Origin of the sequence: Micromonospora sp. NBC_00898 (genome assembly GCF_045207895.1) — a bacterium.
Taxonomy (GTDB): domain Bacteria; phylum Actinomycetota; class Actinomycetes; order Mycobacteriales; family Micromonosporaceae; genus Micromonospora.
In genome coordinates this window covers 3,651,455-3,669,512 of the sequence record NZ_CP108775.1, presented here as the reverse complement: position 1 = coordinate 3,669,512, position 18,058 = coordinate 3,651,455, and the positions used below count along the sequence as shown (strand labels likewise).

Here is an 18,058-nt window from a genome sequence, read left to right as displayed (position 1 = left end):
CAAACGGGCGGTCGTCACCTACGATCCGTCTCTCCTCGAATGCTCCTTGCGCTGGCCGCGCCCGCGGACTCGCTCCGCGTCCGGCTGGTACACGCCGCGCCTTCCGGACGGGTCAGCGCACGTGCCTTCGGCGCGGCGTGTGGCTCCAGTTCCGCCGTGGCCCGCCAATCCGCTCCGGCGCTTTCCATCGAGAGGCGGATCATGAGGGCACGGCCGGGGTATGTGGGTTCGCGACTGGGGCTGACGAACCTCACGATTGCGGCGAGCGGCCTGCTTGCCTTGTTGATAGGCGTCGCGTTTGCCGTCCTGCTGTGGGCGATCGCTGACGCGAACAGGTCCGCATCGGCGAGACAGGCTTCCCGGACGGCCCTCGTCGAAGCCGGCAGCATGGAACAGCTGGTCCTCGACCTCGAGACGGGGCAGCGCGGCTTCGTGCTCACCAAGCGCGAGGAGTTCCTCCAGCCGTGGCAGGCTGCGCGGGAGCAGTTCCCTGCGGAGGCCCGGCGGTTCACCGAGACCGCTACCTCGCCCGAACAGCGCCGCACTGCCGGACAGATCACGCAGGGCGTCGACTCCCTGATCAAGGACTACTCGATTCCGCTGGTCGAGGCAGTCCGGCGGGGTGATCCCGCCGCATCCGGTCTGGCGACGACGGCCGAGGGGAAGCGGCGCGTCGATGCCTTGCGGGCCCAGTTCGGCCGGTACACGGCGGACGAACGCGCCAAGCTCGCGGCGCGCGAAGACACCGCAGGAGCCAACGGGCGGCGGGCGGTGATCGCGGCAGGTGTGGGGCTGGCGGCATCGACTGCGCTGGTGGCCGCTTTCACGGTGCTCCAGCACCGCGCCGTCGTGCGGCCGGTGCGCGCGGCGGCCGCCGCAGCGGGACGGCTCGCGGACGGTGACCTCGGGGTGCGGATCACCCCCAGCAACGTGGCGGAGATCGGCGCGCTGGGTACGTCCTTCAACACCATGGCGGCCTCCTTGCAGAACACCCGCAAGCGCATCATGGAGAGCGTCGAGGCGGTACACCGGCGCACGGCTCGGGACCTGCACGACGGGGCGCAGCAACGGCTCGTCAGCCTGATGATCGGGCTCCGGCTCGCACGGGAGCTGATCTCCGATGCGGAATCGTCCGCGACCGAGCTGCTGGACCAGTCCATCGCCGACGCGCAGGCGGCGATCGACGAGCTGAGGGAACTCGCATTCGGGATCTACCCGCCCGTGCTGACGGTGAAGGGGCTGGTGGCGGCGGTGAAAGACCTGGCGTACCGGTGCCCGATACCCGCTGTCGTCGACAGCAAGTGTGACCAGAGGATTCCCTCTGCCGTTGAATCGAACGCGTATTTCGTTGTGGCCGAGGCCGTGACGAACGCGGTCAAGCACGCCCAGGCGTCGCGGATCGACATCTCCCTTGAACTCGGGGAGATCCTGCGGATCCGAGTCGTTGACGACGGTATCGGCGGCGTGGGCGAGACCACGGCCGGGAGTGGTCTGACCGGGCTGGCGGACCGCGTGGCCGCCTTCGAGGGCACGTTGACCATCGAGTCGCCCCCGGGCGGCGGCACCTCAATCCTGGCGCAGATCCCGATACCGGCCTGAAGCGCCCAGCGCCCGTAAACGGCCGTTGACCCGGCGTCCAGCGGTGAACGCACGGGCGTGAACGACCGGGAGATCGAGCGGGCGGCGCGGGAACGCGACGCGGCCGAGATCCGCGCGTCGGAGTCCCGGGCGGCGCAACGGCGCCTGGTCGAGAACGTCGCCGCGGTGCACCGGCAGACATCACGGGACCTGCACGACGGCGCCCAGCAACGGCTGATCACCCTGTTGATCGGCCTGCGTCTGGTACGGGAGCAGGTCGCCACCACCAGTCCGGACGCGCTGCCGCTCATCGATCAGTCCATCGACGAGGCGCAGGCCGCCATCGACGAGCTGCGCCAGCTCGCCGCCGGTATCCACCCGTCGGTGCTGACCTCCCGAGGCCTGATCGCCGCCGTCGACGCCTTGGCGGCCCACTGCCCGGTGCCGGCCGTGGTCTCCGGGGGCCTCGACCGGCGCCTGCCCGCCGCGTTGGAGTCGAACCTCTATTTCCTGATCTCTGAGGCGCTGACCAACGCCGTGAAGCATTCCGGCGCCTCCCGGATCGAGATCACGCTCGCCCTGCTGAACGACCTCGAGGTGATCGTCGCGGACGACGGCATCGGCGGTGTCGGTCCCGACACGCCGGGATCCGGGCTGGTCGGCCTGGCCGACCGGGTGGCCGCGTTCGACGGCGAACTCATGATCTCGTCACCGCCCGACGGCGGAACGGTGGTCCGAGCGCGGATACCCGTGCCGGGCTGAACCCGGTTTCGTGGGGTTGGCCCCATGGACCCCGGCAGCTTCCCCGCGCGATGCTGTACCCATGTCCGTCACCGTGGTGGTCGTCGACGACGATCCCGGATTCCGCCGCATCGCGGCGACCCTGCTCGCGGTCCGCGGCCTACAGGTCGTCGCCGAAGCGGTCGACGGCGCCTCCGGGATCGAGGCGGTACGCCGGCACAGCCCCGACGGTGTCCTGCTCGACCTGAACCTGCCCGACCAGAACGGACTGGCCGTCGCCCGTACCCTCCGACAGGACGCCCGGGCACCGCGCGTGGTGCTGACCTCCACCGACTCGTCGCCCTGGCCCGACGAGGAGCTGGCCGCGGCCGGCGTACGCTCGTTCGTCCCGAAGGACCGGCTGTTCGACGCCGACCTGCGGGCCCTGTTCAGCTCCTGAGGTACGCCAGCACCGCCAGCACCCGCCGGCGCTGGCCGGAGTCCGCCTGCCGCAGGTCGAGCTTCTGGAAGATCCCGGTGACGTGCTAATCGACGGCAGGGACCGTGACGAACAGCTTGGCGGCGATCCCCGCGTTCGAGTGACCCTCGGCCATGAGGGAGAGCACTTCCCGCTCCTTGGGCGTCAGCCCACCCAGCGGGTCGCCGGTCCGCTTGCGGCCGACGAGGCTGGCGATCACGTCCGGGTCGAGCGCCGAACCGCCGGCCACCACCCGCTGCACGGCGTCGCTCAGCATCTCGGGACTGGCGATCTTCTCCTTGAGCAGGTAGCCAACCCCGGACGGGTCGGCACCGACGAGTTCGAGCGCGTAGCCGGCGTCGAGAAACTGCGACAGCACGATCACCCCGACCGTCGGCTGGGCGGCCCCGATCCGCAGCGCCGCCCGCAGCCCGTCGTCGGCCAGGTCCGGCGGCATCCGAATGTCGGCGACCACGACGTCCGGCCGTTGGTCGGCCGCGACCCGGACCAGCTCGTCGGCGTCGCCAGCAGACGCCACGACCTCGATGCCACGTGAGCCAGCATCGACACGACGCCTTCCCGGACGATCGCTTGGTCCTCACCGACGACGGCGCGCAGGGGGGGTGCTCATCGACTCTCCACTCTCCCCGGACGGGGTCCGGCCCTCCGGCCCCCGTACCGGGCGGAGTACAGCACGTGCCGGCGTACGCCAGGCGCGTTCCGAGATAGACCGAAGGCCGCCGGGGCACCGGCATTCGGGATGACAAACAGGACGAAGTGCCCGCTCCGTCGGCTGCTGCGGAGGTCGCGCCGGCGTGCCGGGCGATCCGCGTCCGAGAGCCGTTCGCAATCCTAGCCAGCGTTGCGCCGGCCATGTCCGGCCGGCTGGTCCGGCCACCCGTACCGGTGCGACGGCCCGGGCGTCGGGTTAACCCCACGGTGCGACGTCGGGCAAACAGCGGCACAGCTTGGTGAGCGCTCTACAGCCTCTCCTCTCTCGTCTCGGAAGACTTCTGGTCAGCCGCAGGGGCCGCCGGAATGCGGGCCGGCCGCGGTGCCGAGACAACCGATGGCCCGGTTCGGGCCGACATCGAGGAGAGAGACATGGACCAGCCGAAGAACCAGCCCGTGGTGCTCGAACCCGCGGCGCAGGCGTTCGCCGACGCGACCGCGAACCCGCCGTACCTGTTCGACCTCGGTCCGGTCGAGGGACGCAAGACGGTCGACGAGGTGCAGAGCGGCGGCATCGACAAGCCGAAGGCCGACATCGAGGAGATCACCGTGCCGGGCGGGCCGAACGGCCCGGTCTCCGTACGGATCGTACGCCCCGTCGGCGTCACCGACGCGCTGCCGGTGATCATCTACATCCACGGGGCCGGCTGGGTGTTCGGCAACGCCCACACCCACGACCGGCTCGTCCGAGAACTCGCCGTCGGCGCGCGGGCCGCCGTGGTCTTCCCGAACTACAGCCTCTCCCCGGAGGCGCGCTACCCGGTCGCCATCGAGGAGAACTACGCGGTCGCCACCTGGGTCGCCGACCACGGCGCCGAGCACGGCCTGGACAGCCGGCGGATCGCCGTCGCCGGTGACAGCGTCGGCGGCAACATGGCTGCCGCGCTCACCCTGATGGCGAAGGAACGGGGTGGGGTGGACCTGGTCCAGCAGGTGCTCTTCTACCCGGTCACGGACGCTGCCTTCGACACCGGCTCGTACCACCGGTTCGCCACCGGCTACTTCCTCCGCCGCGACAGCATGCAGTGGTTCTGGGACCAGTACACCACCGACCCGGCGCAGCGGGCGGAGATCACCGCGTCGCCGCTGCGGGCGACCGTCGAGCAGTTGCGCGGCCTGCCGCCCGCGCTGGTGATCACCGGCGAGGGCGACGTGCTACGGGACGAGGGCGAGGCGTACGCGAACAAGCTCCGGCAGGCCGGCGTCCCGGTGACCGCGGTGCGCTACCAGGGCATCATCCACGACTTCGTGATGCTCAACGCTTTGCGCGAGACGCACGCCGCCGAGGCGGCGATCAGCCAGGCGATCGGGGTGCTGCGCAGCGCCCTCGGCACCGCCGCCTGACCCACCCCGCCCGGTCCCGTCAGGACCCGGCCGCCAGCAGGAACACCCGAAACCACCCTTCTGCCGCTCGCGCCGGCCGTGACGGACGCGGCCGGGCGACCGGCGGCACCCCACAAAAAAGACCAGGAGAAGGAGAAGAACGATGTCGCACCACCTCGACTCGCCCGCCGCCGGCAAGGACGTCCGCCTGGACATCAGCGACCTGTACCTGTTCCGCGGCGAGACCGGCACCGTGTTCGTGATGAACGTCAACCACTCCATCGCCACCGAGGTCACCGGGCACCAGGTGCCCGCGGGCTTCCACCCCGAGGCGCGGTACGAGTTCAAGATCGACGTCAACGGCGACGCCGTTGAGGAGTTCGGCTACCGGCTCACCTTCGGCGAACTCGACGAGGCCGGCAACCAGACGCTGCAGCTGCGGCGGCTGGCCGGCGCCGAGGCGGCCGACCCGTACGCCCAGGGCACCCTGATCGCCGAGGGCGTCACCGGACGGCCCGTGCAGACCGCTGACGGCCTGCGACTGTGGGTCGGCAAGGCGGGCGACCCGTTCTGGATCGAACCCGACGTCCTGCACGCCATCGGCCACGCCCTCACCGACGGCACCCGCGCCGACCTGTCCGGGTGGAACCCGGCGCGGGCCACGAACCTGTTCGCCGGCCACACCGTGTACGGCATCGTCCTGGAGGTCCCGGACGACCAGCTGCTGACAGCGGCCGGCCCCGACAAGCGGATCGACGTCTGGGCGTTGACCACCTTGGCCACCGACGCCGGCGGCTGGCGCCAGGTCAACCGCGCTGGGCACCCGATGATCCACCCGCTGCTCACCCAGTACGACGAGGAGCTGGGCGACCGGCTCAATGCCACCCGCCCCGTGGACGACCGCGCCAACTACGGCACCATCGTCGCCGACGCGGTCGCCGACGTGGTCAGCGCGTACGGCTCCGCGGAGGACCCGCAGGCATACGGCCGGGTCGTCGCCGCGAAGCTCCTCCCCGATGTGCTGCCCTACACCATCGGCACCCCGGCGGTGTACGGCTTCAACGGGCTCAACGGCCGGTCGCTGACCGACAACGCTCCGGACGTCATGTTCTCCCTGGCCACCAACACCGCCTTCACCATCGGCCTGACGAAGGACTCCGTCACGTCGAAGCCGACCCTGGCCTTCCCCTACCTGCCCGAGGCCGTCTGACCGTGGTGACACCCGGGTGGACGGCCGTCCACCCGGGTGCCGGGCCCGCGCCGTCCGCACCGCTCGAGGCGGACGGCGCGGGCGGGCGGGGTGAGCGGCAGCAGGACGTCGACGACAGGAGGAGTGGCGACATGACAGCAATCGGAGCGGCCGACACGGCGAAAAGGGCGCGGAGCGCTCTCGACCGCGGCGGCCGGGTCAGTCTCATCGGCATGGGGGCCCTCATCGTGGCGCTGCACCTGATCGGGTGGGGGGTGCTGCTCCTCGTCGTCGTGCCGGCCCACTACAGGGTCGGCACCACGGGCGTCTTCGGCGTCGGTCTCGGGCTGACCGCGTACACCCTTGGGATGCGGCACGCGTTCGACGCCGATCACATCGCCGCTATCGACAACACCACCCGCAAACTGATGGCCGAGGGAAGGAGATCGCTCAGCCTCGGCTTCTGGTTCTCCCTGGGGCACTCGAGCGTGGTGTTCGGCCTGTGCCTGCTGCTCTCGCTCGGCATGAAGGCACTGGCCGGCCAGGTCACGGACGGCTCGTCCGCCCTGCAACGGGCCACCGGCCTCATCGGCACCACCGTCTCGGGGGGGTTCCTCTACCTGATCGGGATCATCAACCTGGTCGTCCTCGCCGGCATCGTGCGGGTCTTCCGCCGGATGCGGCACGGCGGGTTCGACGAGGCTGAGCTGGAGGAGCAGCTCAGCAACCGGGGCTTCCTGAACCGCATCCTGGCCCGGGCCACCCGCGCGGTCAGCCGTTCCTGGCAGATGTACCCGATCGGCCTGCTGTTCGGCCTCGGCTTCGACACCGCCACCGAGGTGTCGCTGCTCGTGCTCGCCGGCGGCGCCGCCGCCTTCAGCCTGCCCTGGTACGCCATTCTCACGTTGCCGGTCCTGTTCGCCGCCGGCATGAGCCTGCTCGACACCATCGACGGATGCTTCATGAACTTCGCCTATGGCTGGGCGTTCGCCAAGCCCGTCCGCAAGGTGTACTACAACCTGGTGATCACCGCGCTGTCGGTCGCCGTAGCCCTCGTCATCGGCACCGTCGAGCTGGTGTCGATCCTGACCGACCGGCTCGGCATCCGTCGCGGGCCGCTCGCCGCGATCGGCGGCGTCGACCTGAACCAGGCCGGCTTCGTCATCGTCGGTCTCTTCGTCCTCGCCTGGGTCGTCGCTCTGGCGGTGTGGCGCCTCGCCCGTGTCGAACAGCGGTGGGAACGCCCGCGGCTGCGCGTCCCGGAGCCAACCGCCGACACGGTGTGACTACGCTCCATGCCAGCCCCTCAGGCGGTGCGCAGGCGGGGAACCCTCGCCCGGTACCGCTCTATCGTGTCGAATTGGACGCTCCCCGCCTGACGCACCCTCGGGTCAACGTGCGCGACCTCGACGAGGCGACCGCGTGGTACGAGCGGCTGCTCCGGTGTGCCGGCCGAGGGGGCACTCGCCGCCGGACGTGCCGACGTACGAGCACTTCACCCTCGGACCGGCGCAATTCGCGCTCGGTCGATACGACCTCGTACCGGCGGTCGGCGCCCAGTTCACCGGTCAGCACCATCCGGAGCCGGGTCAATGGACCGGTGACAGGGCATTCGCTTTTCAAGATCACGTAGGCGGCGGGAGGCGCACTCGGCCGTGAGGACGGCTGGCTGCAGGGGTCACGCTCGCTGTCGTACGCGGAGGCGCGTGCGAACTTTGGGGCGGCGTGCGCCGGGGGCAATTGGGAGTGGCGGGCGAGAGCGTTACCGTGGCCGGTGTCCCGAAGGTGCGTTCAGCCATTGCTCCGCCCGGCGGCGTTTGTCGTCGTCGCCTGACTCTCTCGCTGCCGTCAGCAGGCGTAGCCGCAGCTCTGCTGGGACTTTGGCGACATCCCTCGCCTGGTGTTTGCGGGTCTTCCACCAGGAGGTGACAGCAGTACGGCGTATCTCGATGCAGTGTCGGCGTGTGCTCGGTAGCCGGCCGGTGGACCACATCTCCAGGGCGGCGCACGAGGTTCACCCCGCCCCGGAACAGAATCTTGATCGAGAACCGGCCTGAGGGTCGCTCCGAGTTCCGTGACCGAGCGGGAGAAAATGACCAGCCGGCGCACCCCTGTGCCGCCGGCGATCTCGGGGGTGTGGTCGCTGCCGCCGCAGCAGCCCGACTTTTCGCACCCGCGGGGTCGGTCAGGGCGGGGAAGTCACCGAACACGTTGAGCACGTCGCCGCCGTTGCGCAGCGTGTTGATCAGGGCGGTGTTGTCGGCGGCTCGCTTTCATCGGCCTTACCACCGTCGCCAGGTGCGCCGGCACGGATGCCAGTAGGGTCGGTAGCCATGCAGCTGACGGTTCTGGGCGGGGGCGGTGCCTGGCCCACGCCGGAGCGTGGCTGCAGCGGCTATCTGATCGACCAGTCCGGCTTTCGGCTACTTTTGGATCCCGGTTTCGCCACCGTGCCGCAGCTGCTTAAGAACGGTCCCGCCCGCAGTGTTGACGCCGTGTTCGTGAGCCATGGACATGCCGATCACTGCGCAGACCTCAACCCGCTGCTTCGAGCCCGGCATCTGAGCGAGGATCCAGCGCCGGCGCTCCCAGTCTTCGCGCCGGCAGGTGCGGCCGCCGCGGTGCTCAGTCTGGACGGGCAGATGCTCGTCGAGGACTACGTTCTGCACGAGTTCACGGCGGGCGACCGCTTCACGGTGGGTCCCTTTCAGCTGGTGACCCGAGCTTTGTCGCATTTCGTGCCCAACGTTGGAGTACGGCTCGTCGTCGGTGACGTCGATCTTGCCTATACCGGTGACGGCGGAGCGGACCCGGAGGTGGCCGAATTGGCGGCCGGCGCAGCGCTGCTGCTGGCAGAGGCGACCTATGTTGACCACGTCCCGGAGGACTCCTGTGGTCAGCTCGCCTGCGCTCGCCAGGCCGGTGAGCATGCCGCTGCTGCTCAGGTCGGGCAGCTCGTGCTGACCCACCTGTGGCCAGACACCGACCCCGACTCTGCTGTGGAGGCCGCACGCCAGGCGTTCACAGGTCCCATCTCTGTCGCCGTGCCCGGACTGGTGATCGACCTTCCCTGAGCCCGCTCACAGCTCAGGAACGACAGTGGATCGTTTCGCCAACCGAGGGCGGCTCCGACGTCCAGGCCCGCCACCAGGGGTGTCAACGGACCGGGACCGGCGAGCCGAGTTCGCCCGGATGCGGGTCATGGATTGACAAGCGGCCACGCCAGATCGCGGTTTCCCGACTCCCTTCTCGGACGGCGTGACCGGCTTGCACACCATCGCGGTGACCGTCGGCTGAGCACAGGAATTCTGCAAGAAAACTTCCACCGGCGTGCTGGAGCCTGGCGGCATCAGCACCACTACGGGAAGGTACGTCCGATGATGAAGTCCAAGATCCTGCGGGTGCTCGCGGTGCTCGCGCTCGGCGCGGGGTTCGCCGTCGCCCAGCCGCAGGCCGCCCTCGCGGCCGGCTGTTCGGGCTACGGGTCCTGGTCCTGCTGGACAACGCCCATGACGTCGCCCAGGCCCGCCCGATGCTCCCCGGCGGCGCCGGCACCGTCGTGGTGGTGACCAGCCGCAGCCGGCTCACCGGACTGGTCGCGACCAGCGGCGCCCAGCCGGTGCCCCTCGACGTGTTCAGCGACGCGGAGAGCCGGCAGTTCCTGCACCGCCGCATCGACGACGGCCGGGCGGACGCCGAACCCACCGCGGTCGCCCAGATCACCGCGCAGTGCGGCAGGCTGCCGCTGGCCCTGGCCATGGTGGCCGCGCGGGCCGTGCAGGGCCCGGCGTTCCCGCTGGCCGCACTGACCGAGGACCTGGCCCGCCCCGGCAGCCGGCTCGACATGCTGGGCGGGGACGACGTCGCGAGCGACCTGCGGTCGGTGTTCGCCCAGTCGTACGCCGCCCTCGACCCCGCCGCGGCCCGGCTGTTCACCCTGCTCGGGGCATAGCCCGAACCGGAGGTCACGCTGGCGACCGCAGCCAGCCTGACCGGCGCGCCGGTGGCGGACACCCGCCGGACGCTGGCCCGGCTCGGCGAGTCGCACCTGGTGGTGGAACGGTCGGCCGGGCGCTACGTCCTGCACGATCTCCTACTGGAATACGCCGGCGAGCTCGACCTCGACCACGCCGGCGTCGAAGACATGAACGCCAGGTCGGCTGCTTCACGCCTGGTGTGACCGAAAAGTAACCCAACCTGCAGCCCGGTGATCGACGAGACGCTGCGGCGGCGGCAGAGCTCGCAATCGGCCGTATGTTCAGCGCCGCAGGTGAGGCCGTAGCGGGACTCAACACCGCCAAAGTACAACGCGTAAACGGCGGCACCTCTAGCAGGTCCGCCGTCCTCATCAGTCGTCGGAACTGCTCGCCGTTGTTGTGTCCGAATTCCAGCTCAGGTTGCGGCTGTTGCGCCCGGTTGTGATGTAGCCATTTGGCTTGGACGAGCATGCCGAAGCACTCGCCGCTGTCGTCGGCCCACCACCAAAGCCAGTCCGCTCCGACCGCGTTCTCCGGTCAGGAGACCGCAGCCTTCACCAGCTCGACGACCTTCTTCTCTACCACGGGGCTCCACTTCTGGAGCGCGTACGACACCGGCCACAGGTCCCCGTCGTCGAGGTTGGCCGCGTCCTGGAAGCCCAGGGTCGAGTACCGGTAGTTGAACTTGCCTGAGTCCTGGAAGAAGACGACGATCTTACCGTCCGCGTTCGCGTAGGCGGGCATCCCGTACCAGGTTTTTGGCGACAGCTCCGGGGCGGCAGCGGTCACCGTCACGTGCACGCGCTCGGCGAGCGCACGATCTTCCGGCGCCATCTCCGCGATCCTGTCGAGGACCGCCTGCAGCCCGTCGGCCTTCTTGGCGCCCTTCTTGCCCTCGGCCCGCAGCTCGGCGGCGCGCTCCTTCATCGCGGCACGCTCCTCAGGGCTGAAGCCATCGGACCCGGTCTTGGCATTCTTCGCGGACACTCTCGGGCTCCCTCTCGCCGTTCAAGGCTCGGCGTGATGCCGACTACCTGGGAGAAGGCTAGGCCCGACGACACCCTGGCGCTTCTCGATTCCTGATCGGATCGGAGGCCCAGACGAGGCGTTGAGTAGCGTGCTGTTCACTGAGGGATCGTTCGGATCTGCCGCCGCTCGCGGGCGTTCGGCGCCGCCCTGCCGTGGCCGATGAGCGGACGTTCTAGCGGGATGTCCGAGCGCCACGGAGGTCGTCGCTTGAAGGTGGCTTTTCAGCCGATGAGACGCCAGGCAGGTCGCGGAAGCAGGATGCGTCAGGCTGCGGCGAGGGCCTTGATGATGTTCCACTCGGCCAAGTCCAGCATCCACTGCCGGTCCGGGAAGTCGGTGCCTGCGATGCGCAGTGGCCCCTCAATCTGCCAGCGGGTGTGGATGTCCTGGTAGCGGAGCGGGTCGACGGCGGCCGGGTCATCGAGGAGTTCGACCAGTAGGGCACCGTTCGGGAGTCGGCGCGCCTGGGCAGCGATCTCGGGTAGCGGCGCCGGTGGCAGGTGGCGATCGGGGCCCAGGTAGGTCCACCAGCCGAGCTCAGCCGGCCAACCACCGGCCGGGTGGTAGTGGTCGTGGATGCCGAGATTCCACACCTGCTCGCACGACCACTCGTCGAGGCCTCGGCCGGCGTCGGCGTTCAGGCGCTCGGCGGTGTCAAGCCACAAGCCAGTCAGGCGAGCATGCAGCTCACGGAAGGTGTCGGCCTCGGGCACGGGGCGGCGGTAACAGAAGGCGGCGTCCAACGCCCAGACGAGCGTCCCGTCTTGCCAGTTCACGAAGAGGTCGACGTTGCCGGTCCTCCAGAGCTGGCCATGCTCCGTGCCCGTCGCCGTGGCGCTGAGCGCCGCCTGTGGGTCCTCGACGGTCCGCAGGTCGGCGTCTGGGTTGGTGAAAAGGTTGATCAGCCCATCGGGGCGTTGCGGGCGCAGGTCCCGGTCGGCTGCCAGGGCGTGCAGCTCGCGAAGAGCCGGCTCTGCCGCCGCAGGCACCCGCAGCTCCCAGATTCAGTCCGACCCCACGACGGCATGATGCCGATCTGCTTCGGACCGCGGCGAGCCGACCAAAGAGCGCGCGGCCAGGGCCATCACGCCGGGCACACGAGGCTCAGCATCCAACGGCATCCACAATTTGCCGCGACCCGCGCGGACGGCGTTCGGCGCCCGGGCCGACCAGCAGGCCGGGAACGAGGCTGATTGGCAGGGACGTGGCTGGCGCCGGCGGGGCCGACCGACACGTGGCCGGCCGGTCCCCGCGTACCGGTGATCAGTTGGTGGTGACCGGCGTGCCGTTCACCGCGGGCCGCTCCACGGTCGGTCCGGCGGCCGGCGCGATCCCGGTGCGGACGGCGTCCAGCAGCGCCATGCCCTGACCGGCCAGCGACGCGACGACACTGCTGAGCCCCTCGGCGCCGTTGAGCACGGTGACGTTGGCGCCCTGCAGGCCGGCGGCTGCCGCGCGCAGCATGTCGGGCAGCTGCTCGATGACCCGCTGGTCCAGGGCGATCCGGTCCTGCGCGGCGGCCGCCTCGGCGGAGAGCCGGGTGGCGTCGGCCTGCGCCTGGGCCAGCGTGCGGATCCGCTCGGCCTCGGCCTGGGCGGGACGGATCACTTCGGCGATCAATTCGGCCTGCCGCAGCTCGGCGTTGCGCTCGGCGACCAGGGCGCGCTCGACCAGCACCTCCTGCTGGGCCCGGGCCGCGGCCAGCGGACCGGCCTGGGCCGCCGTCTGCTGCGCCTGGTCGATCTCGGCCTGGTACTGGGCCCGGGCGATCGCGGTCTGCCGGGCGTACTCGGCCTGGTGCCGCACGCTCTCCTGCTGCGCCATGGCGCTGGCCTGGTCCGCGGCGGCCTGCGCGACCTTGGCGTCCTGGTCGACCTTGGCCTGGTGCGGCGCGGCGAGCGCGCGGATGTAGCCGACGCCCTTGTCGTCGATGCTGCTGATCTGCAGCGAGTCGACGGCCAGGCCGATCCGGGCCATCTCGGTCTTGCTGGCGTCCACGATGGCGTCCGCGAGGGTCTGCTGCTCGCGAATGATCGACTCGACGGTCATGCTGCCGATGATGCTGCGCAGGTGACCGCTGAAGATCCGCCCGACCAGGGTGGGCATCTGGCTCTGGTCGCCCTGGAAGCGCCGGGCGGCGGCGGCGATGGACTCGTGGTCGTCAGCGACCTTGAACGCGATGACGGCCTGCACGGTCAGCGTGATGCCCTGCTTGGTGTAGCAGTCCTCGACGACCTCGGCCTCCTGCATGGCCAGCGTGAGCCGGGTGGCCTTGGAGAAGACCGGCACCACGAAGACGCCGTGACCCGTGACGATCTTGAAGGGCAGCGCATCCGCTCCCCGCTGCTTGCGTCCGCTGATGAGCAACGCCTCGTTCGGGGCGGGCACGCGGTATCCGAACACTGGGGTGACCCTTCTGTCTACCGGGAGCTGCCGCTCCCGGCCACGGTGGGCCATGGCTCGACGTCGATCTGGCGCGCGCCACGGTCGTTGATGATCAGTACCTCGGCGCCGGTCGGGACCGGCGTCGATGCGTACGCGAGGTAATAGTGCGCGATGCCGTCTACCACGACCCGGACCTCCCCCGGGCGATCACCGCCGCGCAGCGCGTGCACCACGCGCCCGATCCTGCCGACCAGCAACCGACCGTCCACCATGCTCCCCGCGACCGGGCGCCGACCGCTGTCCGCGCCGGCCGCGGGTCATTCTCCGCCCCGACCGGGCGTCGGGGAAAGGGTGCCCGCGCCGCTCACCCCTCGGGCGCGACGACCGGCCGCCCGCGGAATGCCCTCCCAGACCTACCACCGTCGGCGCCGTCAGCAACGCCTCGGACGGCTCACACCCATCGAGCTTGGGACAATCAACAGGCAAGCACCTGCGGCCTGAACCACTCAACCCCGCGAGTCAACCAAACCCGGGGCAGTCCCACAAGACTCACAGTTGCGTTGAGCGTTGGCATGATCGAGGCCGGCTTGAGCAGTGAAGTCCTTGACCCGCTCTCGCCCGTGGCTGCCTCCGAAGTCGGCGTTCGCCGGGTTCCGGTTCCCGCCGGAGGTGATCGTGGTCGCGGTGCGCTGGTACCTTCGCTACAACCTGTCCTACCGGGACGTTGAAGAACTGCTGGTCGAACGCGGCATCGAGGTCGACTACGTCTCCGTCTACCGGTGGGTGCAGCGGTTCACCCCGCTGCCGGCCGACGCCGCCCGATTCAGCCGGCACTGACCAGGCGACAGGTGGCACGTCGATGAGACCTACGTCAAGGTCAACGGAATCTGGCACTACGTCTACCGGGCGGTCGACCAGCATGGGCAGGTCATCGACGTGCTGGTCTCGGCCCGCCGCGACGCTGGCGCGGCCCGGCGGTTCTTCCGACGGGCGCTGTCGACGTGGCGCGGCTGATGGGGCCGGGTTCAGACGGGGACTTCGGCGCTGAGGACGATGGTGCGCTCCTCGGGCAGGTGAAGAAACTCGACTTGACTGGCAGCGTTGTGGGCGAGGCCGATGAACAGGCGTTTACGCCAGATGGCCATCCCGGGGTGACGGGTGCACCGGAGTGTGATCCGCGAGACGAAGTAGGAGACCTCGTCGACGCCGATCCCTTTGCCGAGGGGGTGGGTGGCGGCGCGGCGCAGGACCTCGGGGAAGTCGGTGGGGTCCTGGAATCCGAAGACGGCGGTGATGTGGATGATGCCGTCGTTCGGGTCGCCGAGATCGTCGATGGTCAGTCGCTGCTCCCATGGAATGTGCGGGACGTTCGCGGTACGACCGGAAATGATCACAATCCGCTCGTGCCGGACGTGGTTGTGCGCGACGTTCGCGCGCAGCGCCAGCGGCGTCGTCTCCTTGTTCGGGTGGGGAAACACCGCCGTGCCCGGCACCCACGGGATGTTCACGGCGTGCAGGTTGTCGATGAACTCCGGTAGTGGGCCTTCCAGTTCGATCCGTCGCGGGGTGACCAGCTCAGCTCCACGCCGCCAGGTCACCAGGATCGTGAACACGATGATCGCGATGAGCAGGGTCAGCCAGCCACCGTGGCTGACCTTGGCCAGGTTCGCGGTGAAGAAGATCAGCTCGATGCTGCCGAAGACGACCCCGAACAGCACCACCCGCCGGGTGGACCATCCCCACAGGGCGTGCGCGACGACCAGGAACAGGGTCGTGGTGATCAGGAATGTGCCGGTGACCGCCACCCCGTAAGCGGCGGCAAGTTTCGTGGATGAGCCGAACGCGAACACCACCAGCAGGACTGCGGCGAACAGGCTCCAGTTCACCCCGGGCGCGTAGATCTGCCCGTACTCGCGGCGGGAGGTCTGCCGGATGCGCAGGTGCGGCAGGAAGCCCAGCCGCATGGCCTCCCGGGACACCGAGAACGCGCCGGAGATCACCGCCTGGGACGCGATCACCGTGGCCACGGTGGCCAGGACGACCATCGGCAGCTGTGCCCAGTCCGGCACCAGCAGGAAGAACGGATTATCCCGGCTGTCCGGTGCCCGTAGGATCAACGCGCCCTGACCGAGGTAGTTGAGGGTCAACGCGGGAAACACGATCGCGAACCAGGCCCGGCGGATCGGGGCGCGGCCGAAGTGCCCCATGTCGGCGTAGAGCGCTTCGGCGCCGGTGATCGCCAGTACCACGGCGCCCATCGCGATGAACGCGATGACCGGGTGGTCCACGAAGAACAGGGCCGCATAGGTGGGGGACAGCCCGGCCAGGACGCTCGGGTGACGTATCACCTCGGCCGCGCCGGCGACGCCCAGACTGGCGAACCAGAGCAGCATGATCGGCCCGAAGACGGCCCCGACCCGTCCGGTGCCCCATCGCTGGATGCCGAACAGCAGGGTGAGGATCACCGCGGACGCCGGCAGCACCACCACCGCCCACGCCGGGGAGATGACCTCGAGACCCTCCACCGCCGACAACACCGAGATCGCCGGGGTGATCACACTGTCGCCGTAGAACAGGGCAGCGCCGAGCGCCCCGAGCGCCAGCACAGTGGCGCGCCTTTCGCTGGCCTTGACCAGCGCACTCCGGGCGAGGGCGGCCAGGGCCATCACCCCGCCCTCGCCCTCGTTGTCGGCACGCAGGATGAAGATGACGTATTTGACCGACACGATCAGGATGATCGACCAGAACACCAACGAGATCACGCCGAACACGTCGGGAGCGTCCGGTGTCAGGCTGCGGTCGAGGGTGAAGACTGTCTTCAGCGCATACAGCGGGCTGGTGCCGATATCGCCGTACACCACCCCCAACGCACCCAGCAGCAGTCCCAAGCCCGCCGTCGGGCGACCCGCCAGCGAGGTCTGAGACGCCGTCCCACCATCCTCGGTTGGCCCCTCGCCGCCTACCGCAGACTGCTCGCTGTTCGCACGCCCCGCCACCCCACAGGCATACCAACCCGCACGCCGCTCCTGCTCTGAACTCCGAACTTTGGTCATGCCAGCTTTGAAGGGCAGAGCGCGATGGGTCAGGCAACGTGCCGGATGAGGACGGGTGTCCTGCTCTGGCACGCGGTCGTCCATCCGCTCTATCGACTGGCGGCGTCCGAACGGCGGGCAGGCACGGCGAGCGCTCCGAGGTTGCCGGGCATTGGGATGGTGCGGCTCGCTTGGATGCGTGCCAGATCCGTGCCAGGTCGATAGGTCGCGGCAGGGGATTGACGGGGACCGACGGGGAGAACGGGCGCCTGACCGCAAGTCACGCCCGGCGCAGGCCAGGACGATATGGGCCTGCCCCGCTTTGACGGACATCCGAGATCGGGAGCCAGCGGGCTCCGGAAGGATGTCCAGCATCATCGAGAGCATGGGTAGGAAACGGCCTCGGCCTCGCCGGTCGTTTCACGGCACAGTTCAAGGCCGAGATCGTCGAGCTGTGCCAGCGGGGTGACCGCACGATCGGTCAGGTCGCGAAGGACTTCGACCTGACCGACTGCCGTGCGGGAGTGGATCAAGCAAACCGAGCTCGACGCGGGCGGCCGGTCGGACGGTTTGACCAGCGATGAGCGGGCCGAGCTGGCGCAACTGCGGCGTGAGAACCGGCGGCTGCGTGAGGACGTCGAGATCTTGAAGACGGCTTTCTTCGCGTTCATGCCAGGAGACCCGGTGAACGTGTATCCGTTCATCGAGGCGGAGCAGGCCGGCCGGCGCAGCGTGAAGCGTGCGTGCGAGCTGATGCAGGTCTCCCGGTCCGCCTGTTACCAGCACACCCGCGACCGGCAGTCGACGCGCACGCGTGTCGACGTGCAGCTGACCGAGCAGATCAGCGCGGTGCACGCGGCGTCGAAGGGCACCTACGGGACGCCGCGGGTGCACGCCGAGTTGGCTGCGGCCGGGCATCGGCATGGCCGTAAACGCATCGCGAGGCTGATGCGCACCGCCGGCCTGGCCGGCAGATGCCCGCGCCGGTGGCGGACCACGACCATCCCGGATCCGGCCGCCGAGGCGCGCCCGGACCTCATCCAGCGTGACTTTGCCACGAACCCGGCACAGGTCGATACCAGGTGGTGCGGCGAGGCGTCTACATCAACACGTGGGAGGGGTGGCTGTACCTGGCCACCGTCATCGATCTGGCCTCCCGCCGGGTCGTCGGCTGGGCGGTGGCCGATCACCTACGCACCGGCCGGGTCGACGCCGCCCTCACCGACGCCCTCGTCCGCCGCCGGCCCACCTCGGGCCTGGTCTTTCGTTCCGATCGCGGCTGGTCAATACACCAGCGCCCAGCACGCCCGTCTCGCCGCCCGCCACGGCGTGCGGCTATCGGTGGGTCGGCGCGGGCAGTGCTGGGATAACGCGGTCGCCGAGTCGTTCTTCGCCACCATCAAGACTGAACTGCTACACCGGCAGGCCTGGCCCACCCGCGAAGCCGCCCCCCAGGCGATATTCGAGTACGTGGAAGGCTGGTACGACACCCGCCGTCGGCACTCCAGCCTCGGCTACCTCAGCCCCGCCGTCTACGAGACCACCAGCCTCAGCCCGGTGCTCGCCAAGGTAGCGTGAGATCACCACATCGACCCTGTCCGTCGAAACGGGTCAA

16 protein-coding genes and 4 pseudogenes are annotated in these 18,058 nt (G+C 69.7%); 14 read left to right on the top strand and 6 right to left on the bottom strand.

All coding sequences use genetic code 11. From position 1 onward, the window contains the following. The first annotated feature begins 156 nt into the window (after positions 1–156). From OG799_RS17885 to OG799_RS17875, 3 genes are all read left to right on the top strand, one after another. On the top strand, positions 157–1,599 hold the full coding sequence (locus OG799_RS17885) for a CHASE3 domain-containing protein (RefSeq protein ID WP_406036343.1): 1,443 nt from the start codon (positions 157–159) through the stop codon (positions 1,597–1,599). Between the two features lie 57 nt (positions 1,600–1,656). Then, positions 1,657–2,340 carry a sensor histidine kinase gene (locus OG799_RS17880; protein WP_406036344.1) on the top strand — a complete coding sequence of 228 codons (684 nt, stop codon included), beginning with the start codon at positions 1,657–1,659 and terminating at the stop codon, positions 2,338–2,340. A 61-nt stretch (positions 2,341–2,401) separates the two neighbouring features. After that, positions 2,402–2,758, top strand: a complete 357-nt coding sequence (locus OG799_RS17875; RefSeq protein WP_406036345.1) for a response regulator — start codon at positions 2,402–2,404, stop codon at positions 2,756–2,758. On the opposite strand, the pseudogene OG799_RS17870 reads toward OG799_RS17875, so the two are convergent. Beyond that, positions 2,748–3,394 (bottom strand): annotated as a pseudogene (locus tag OG799_RS17870) (response regulator). The gene OG799_RS17875 and the pseudogene OG799_RS17870 sit on opposite strands and share 11 nt — an antisense overlap. Before the next feature lie 486 nt (positions 3,395–3,880). On the opposite strand from OG799_RS17870, the gene OG799_RS17865 reads away from it, so the two are divergent. From OG799_RS17865 to OG799_RS17835, 7 genes are all read left to right on the top strand, one after another. Further along, positions 3,881–4,852, top strand: coding sequence for an alpha/beta hydrolase (locus OG799_RS17865; RefSeq protein WP_406046155.1), 972 nt, complete (start codon positions 3,881–3,883; stop codon positions 4,850–4,852). 142 nt (positions 4,853–4,994) lie between these two features. Next, a complete protein-coding gene (locus OG799_RS17860) occupies positions 4,995–6,041 on the top strand; it encodes a DUF4331 family protein (protein WP_406046154.1) in 1,047 nt (348 codons plus the stop codon). Positions 6,042–6,172: 131 nt separating this feature from the next. Next, complete coding sequence (locus OG799_RS17855) at positions 6,173–7,306, top strand: HoxN/HupN/NixA family nickel/cobalt transporter (RefSeq protein WP_406046153.1); 1,134 nt, start codon at positions 6,173–6,175, stop codon at positions 7,304–7,306. 1,047 nt (positions 7,307–8,353) lie between these two features. Further along, the gene (locus OG799_RS17850; protein ID WP_406046152.1) at positions 8,354–9,094 is read left to right on the top strand and encodes an MBL fold metallo-hydrolase; all 741 of its coding nucleotides are present in this window, start codon (positions 8,354–8,356) and stop codon (positions 9,092–9,094) included. Between the two features lie 303 nt (positions 9,095–9,397). Continuing rightward, positions 9,398–9,589 carry a hypothetical protein gene (locus tag OG799_RS17845; RefSeq protein WP_406046151.1) on the top strand — a complete coding sequence of 64 codons (192 nt, stop codon included), beginning with the start codon at positions 9,398–9,400 and terminating at the stop codon, positions 9,587–9,589. Further along, positions 9,586–9,972 (top strand): hypothetical protein, encoded by a 387-nt coding sequence (locus tag OG799_RS17840; RefSeq protein ID WP_406046150.1) that lies wholly within the window; start codon positions 9,586–9,588, stop codon positions 9,970–9,972. The genes OG799_RS17845 and OG799_RS17840 overlap by 4 nt, the downstream gene beginning before the upstream one ends. Positions 9,973–10,023: 51 nt before the next feature. After that, on the top strand, positions 10,024–10,200 hold the full coding sequence (locus OG799_RS17835; protein ID WP_406046149.1) for a hypothetical protein: 177 nt from the start codon (positions 10,024–10,026) through the stop codon (positions 10,198–10,200). 334 nt (positions 10,201–10,534) lie between these two features. Here OG799_RS17835 and OG799_RS17830 read toward each other — a convergent pair whose 3' ends face one another. The 4 genes and pseudogenes from OG799_RS17830 to OG799_RS17815 form a co-directional block, all read right to left on the bottom strand. Then, positions 10,535–10,984 carry an iron chaperone gene (locus OG799_RS17830; protein WP_406046148.1) on the bottom strand — a complete coding sequence of 150 codons (450 nt, stop codon included), beginning with the start codon at positions 10,982–10,984 and terminating at the stop codon, positions 10,535–10,537. Between the two features lie 305 nt (positions 10,985–11,289). Next, positions 11,290–11,442: pseudogene (locus OG799_RS17825) on the bottom strand (aminoglycoside phosphotransferase); the annotation flags it as partial. A gap of 847 nt (positions 11,443–12,289) precedes the next feature. Continuing rightward, the gene (locus OG799_RS17820; protein WP_406046147.1) at positions 12,290–13,414 is read right to left on the bottom strand and encodes an SPFH domain-containing protein; all 1,125 of its coding nucleotides are present in this window, start codon (positions 13,412–13,414) and stop codon (positions 12,290–12,292) included. Between the two features lie 32 nt (positions 13,415–13,446). Beyond that, on the bottom strand, positions 13,447–13,644 hold the full coding sequence (locus OG799_RS17815) for a hypothetical protein (protein WP_406046146.1): 198 nt from the start codon (positions 13,642–13,644) through the stop codon (positions 13,447–13,449). Between the two features lie 391 nt (positions 13,645–14,035). Here OG799_RS17815 and OG799_RS17810 point away from each other — a divergent pair. Continuing rightward, positions 14,036–14,407 (top strand): annotated as a pseudogene (locus OG799_RS17810) (IS6 family transposase); the annotation flags it as partial. Between the two features lie 29 nt (positions 14,408–14,436). On the opposite strand, the gene OG799_RS17805 reads toward OG799_RS17810, so the two are convergent. Continuing rightward, a complete protein-coding gene (locus OG799_RS17805; protein ID WP_406046145.1) occupies positions 14,437–16,548 on the bottom strand; it encodes a potassium transporter Kup in 2,112 nt (703 codons plus the stop codon). 564 nt (positions 16,549–17,112) lie between these two features. On the opposite strand from OG799_RS17805, the pseudogene OG799_RS17800 reads away from it, so the two are divergent. The 3 genes and pseudogenes from OG799_RS17800 to OG799_RS17790 form a co-directional block, all read left to right on the top strand. Continuing rightward, positions 17,113–17,418: pseudogene (locus OG799_RS17800) on the top strand (IS3 family transposase); the annotation flags it as partial. Positions 17,419–17,525: 107 nt separating this feature from the next. Further along, positions 17,526–17,813, top strand: coding sequence for a DDE-type integrase/transposase/recombinase (locus OG799_RS17795; RefSeq protein ID WP_406046316.1), 288 nt, complete (start codon positions 17,526–17,528; stop codon positions 17,811–17,813). Beyond that, positions 17,773–18,021, top strand: coding sequence for an integrase core domain-containing protein (locus OG799_RS17790; RefSeq protein ID WP_406046315.1), 249 nt, complete (start codon positions 17,773–17,775; stop codon positions 18,019–18,021). Before OG799_RS17795 ends, OG799_RS17790 begins: the two co-directional genes overlap by 41 nt. Positions 18,022–18,058: the final 37 nt, after the last annotated feature.

Excerpts from the sequence above, each read along its gene's own strand:
- OG799_RS17855 (WP_406046153.1), top strand. The coding sequence starts at position 6,173 with ATGACAGCAATCGGAGCGGCCGACACGGCGAAAAGGGCGCGGAGCGCT.
- OG799_RS17865 (WP_406046155.1), top strand. The coding sequence starts at position 3,881 with ATGGACCAGCCGAAGAACCAGCCCGTGGTGCTCGAACCCGCGGCGCAG.
- OG799_RS17805 (WP_406046145.1), bottom strand. The coding sequence starts at position 16,548 with ATGGACGACCGCGTGCCAGAGCAGGACACCCGTCCTCATCCGGCACGT.
- OG799_RS17875 (WP_406036345.1), top strand. The coding sequence starts at position 2,402 with ATGTCCGTCACCGTGGTGGTCGTCGACGACGATCCCGGATTCCGCCGC.
- OG799_RS17845 (WP_406046151.1), top strand. The coding sequence starts at position 9,398 with ATGATGAAGTCCAAGATCCTGCGGGTGCTCGCGGTGCTCGCGCTCGGC.
- OG799_RS17850 (WP_406046152.1), top strand. The coding sequence starts at position 8,354 with ATGCAGCTGACGGTTCTGGGCGGGGGCGGTGCCTGGCCCACGCCGGAG.
- OG799_RS17860 (WP_406046154.1), top strand. The coding sequence starts at position 4,995 with ATGTCGCACCACCTCGACTCGCCCGCCGCCGGCAAGGACGTCCGCCTG.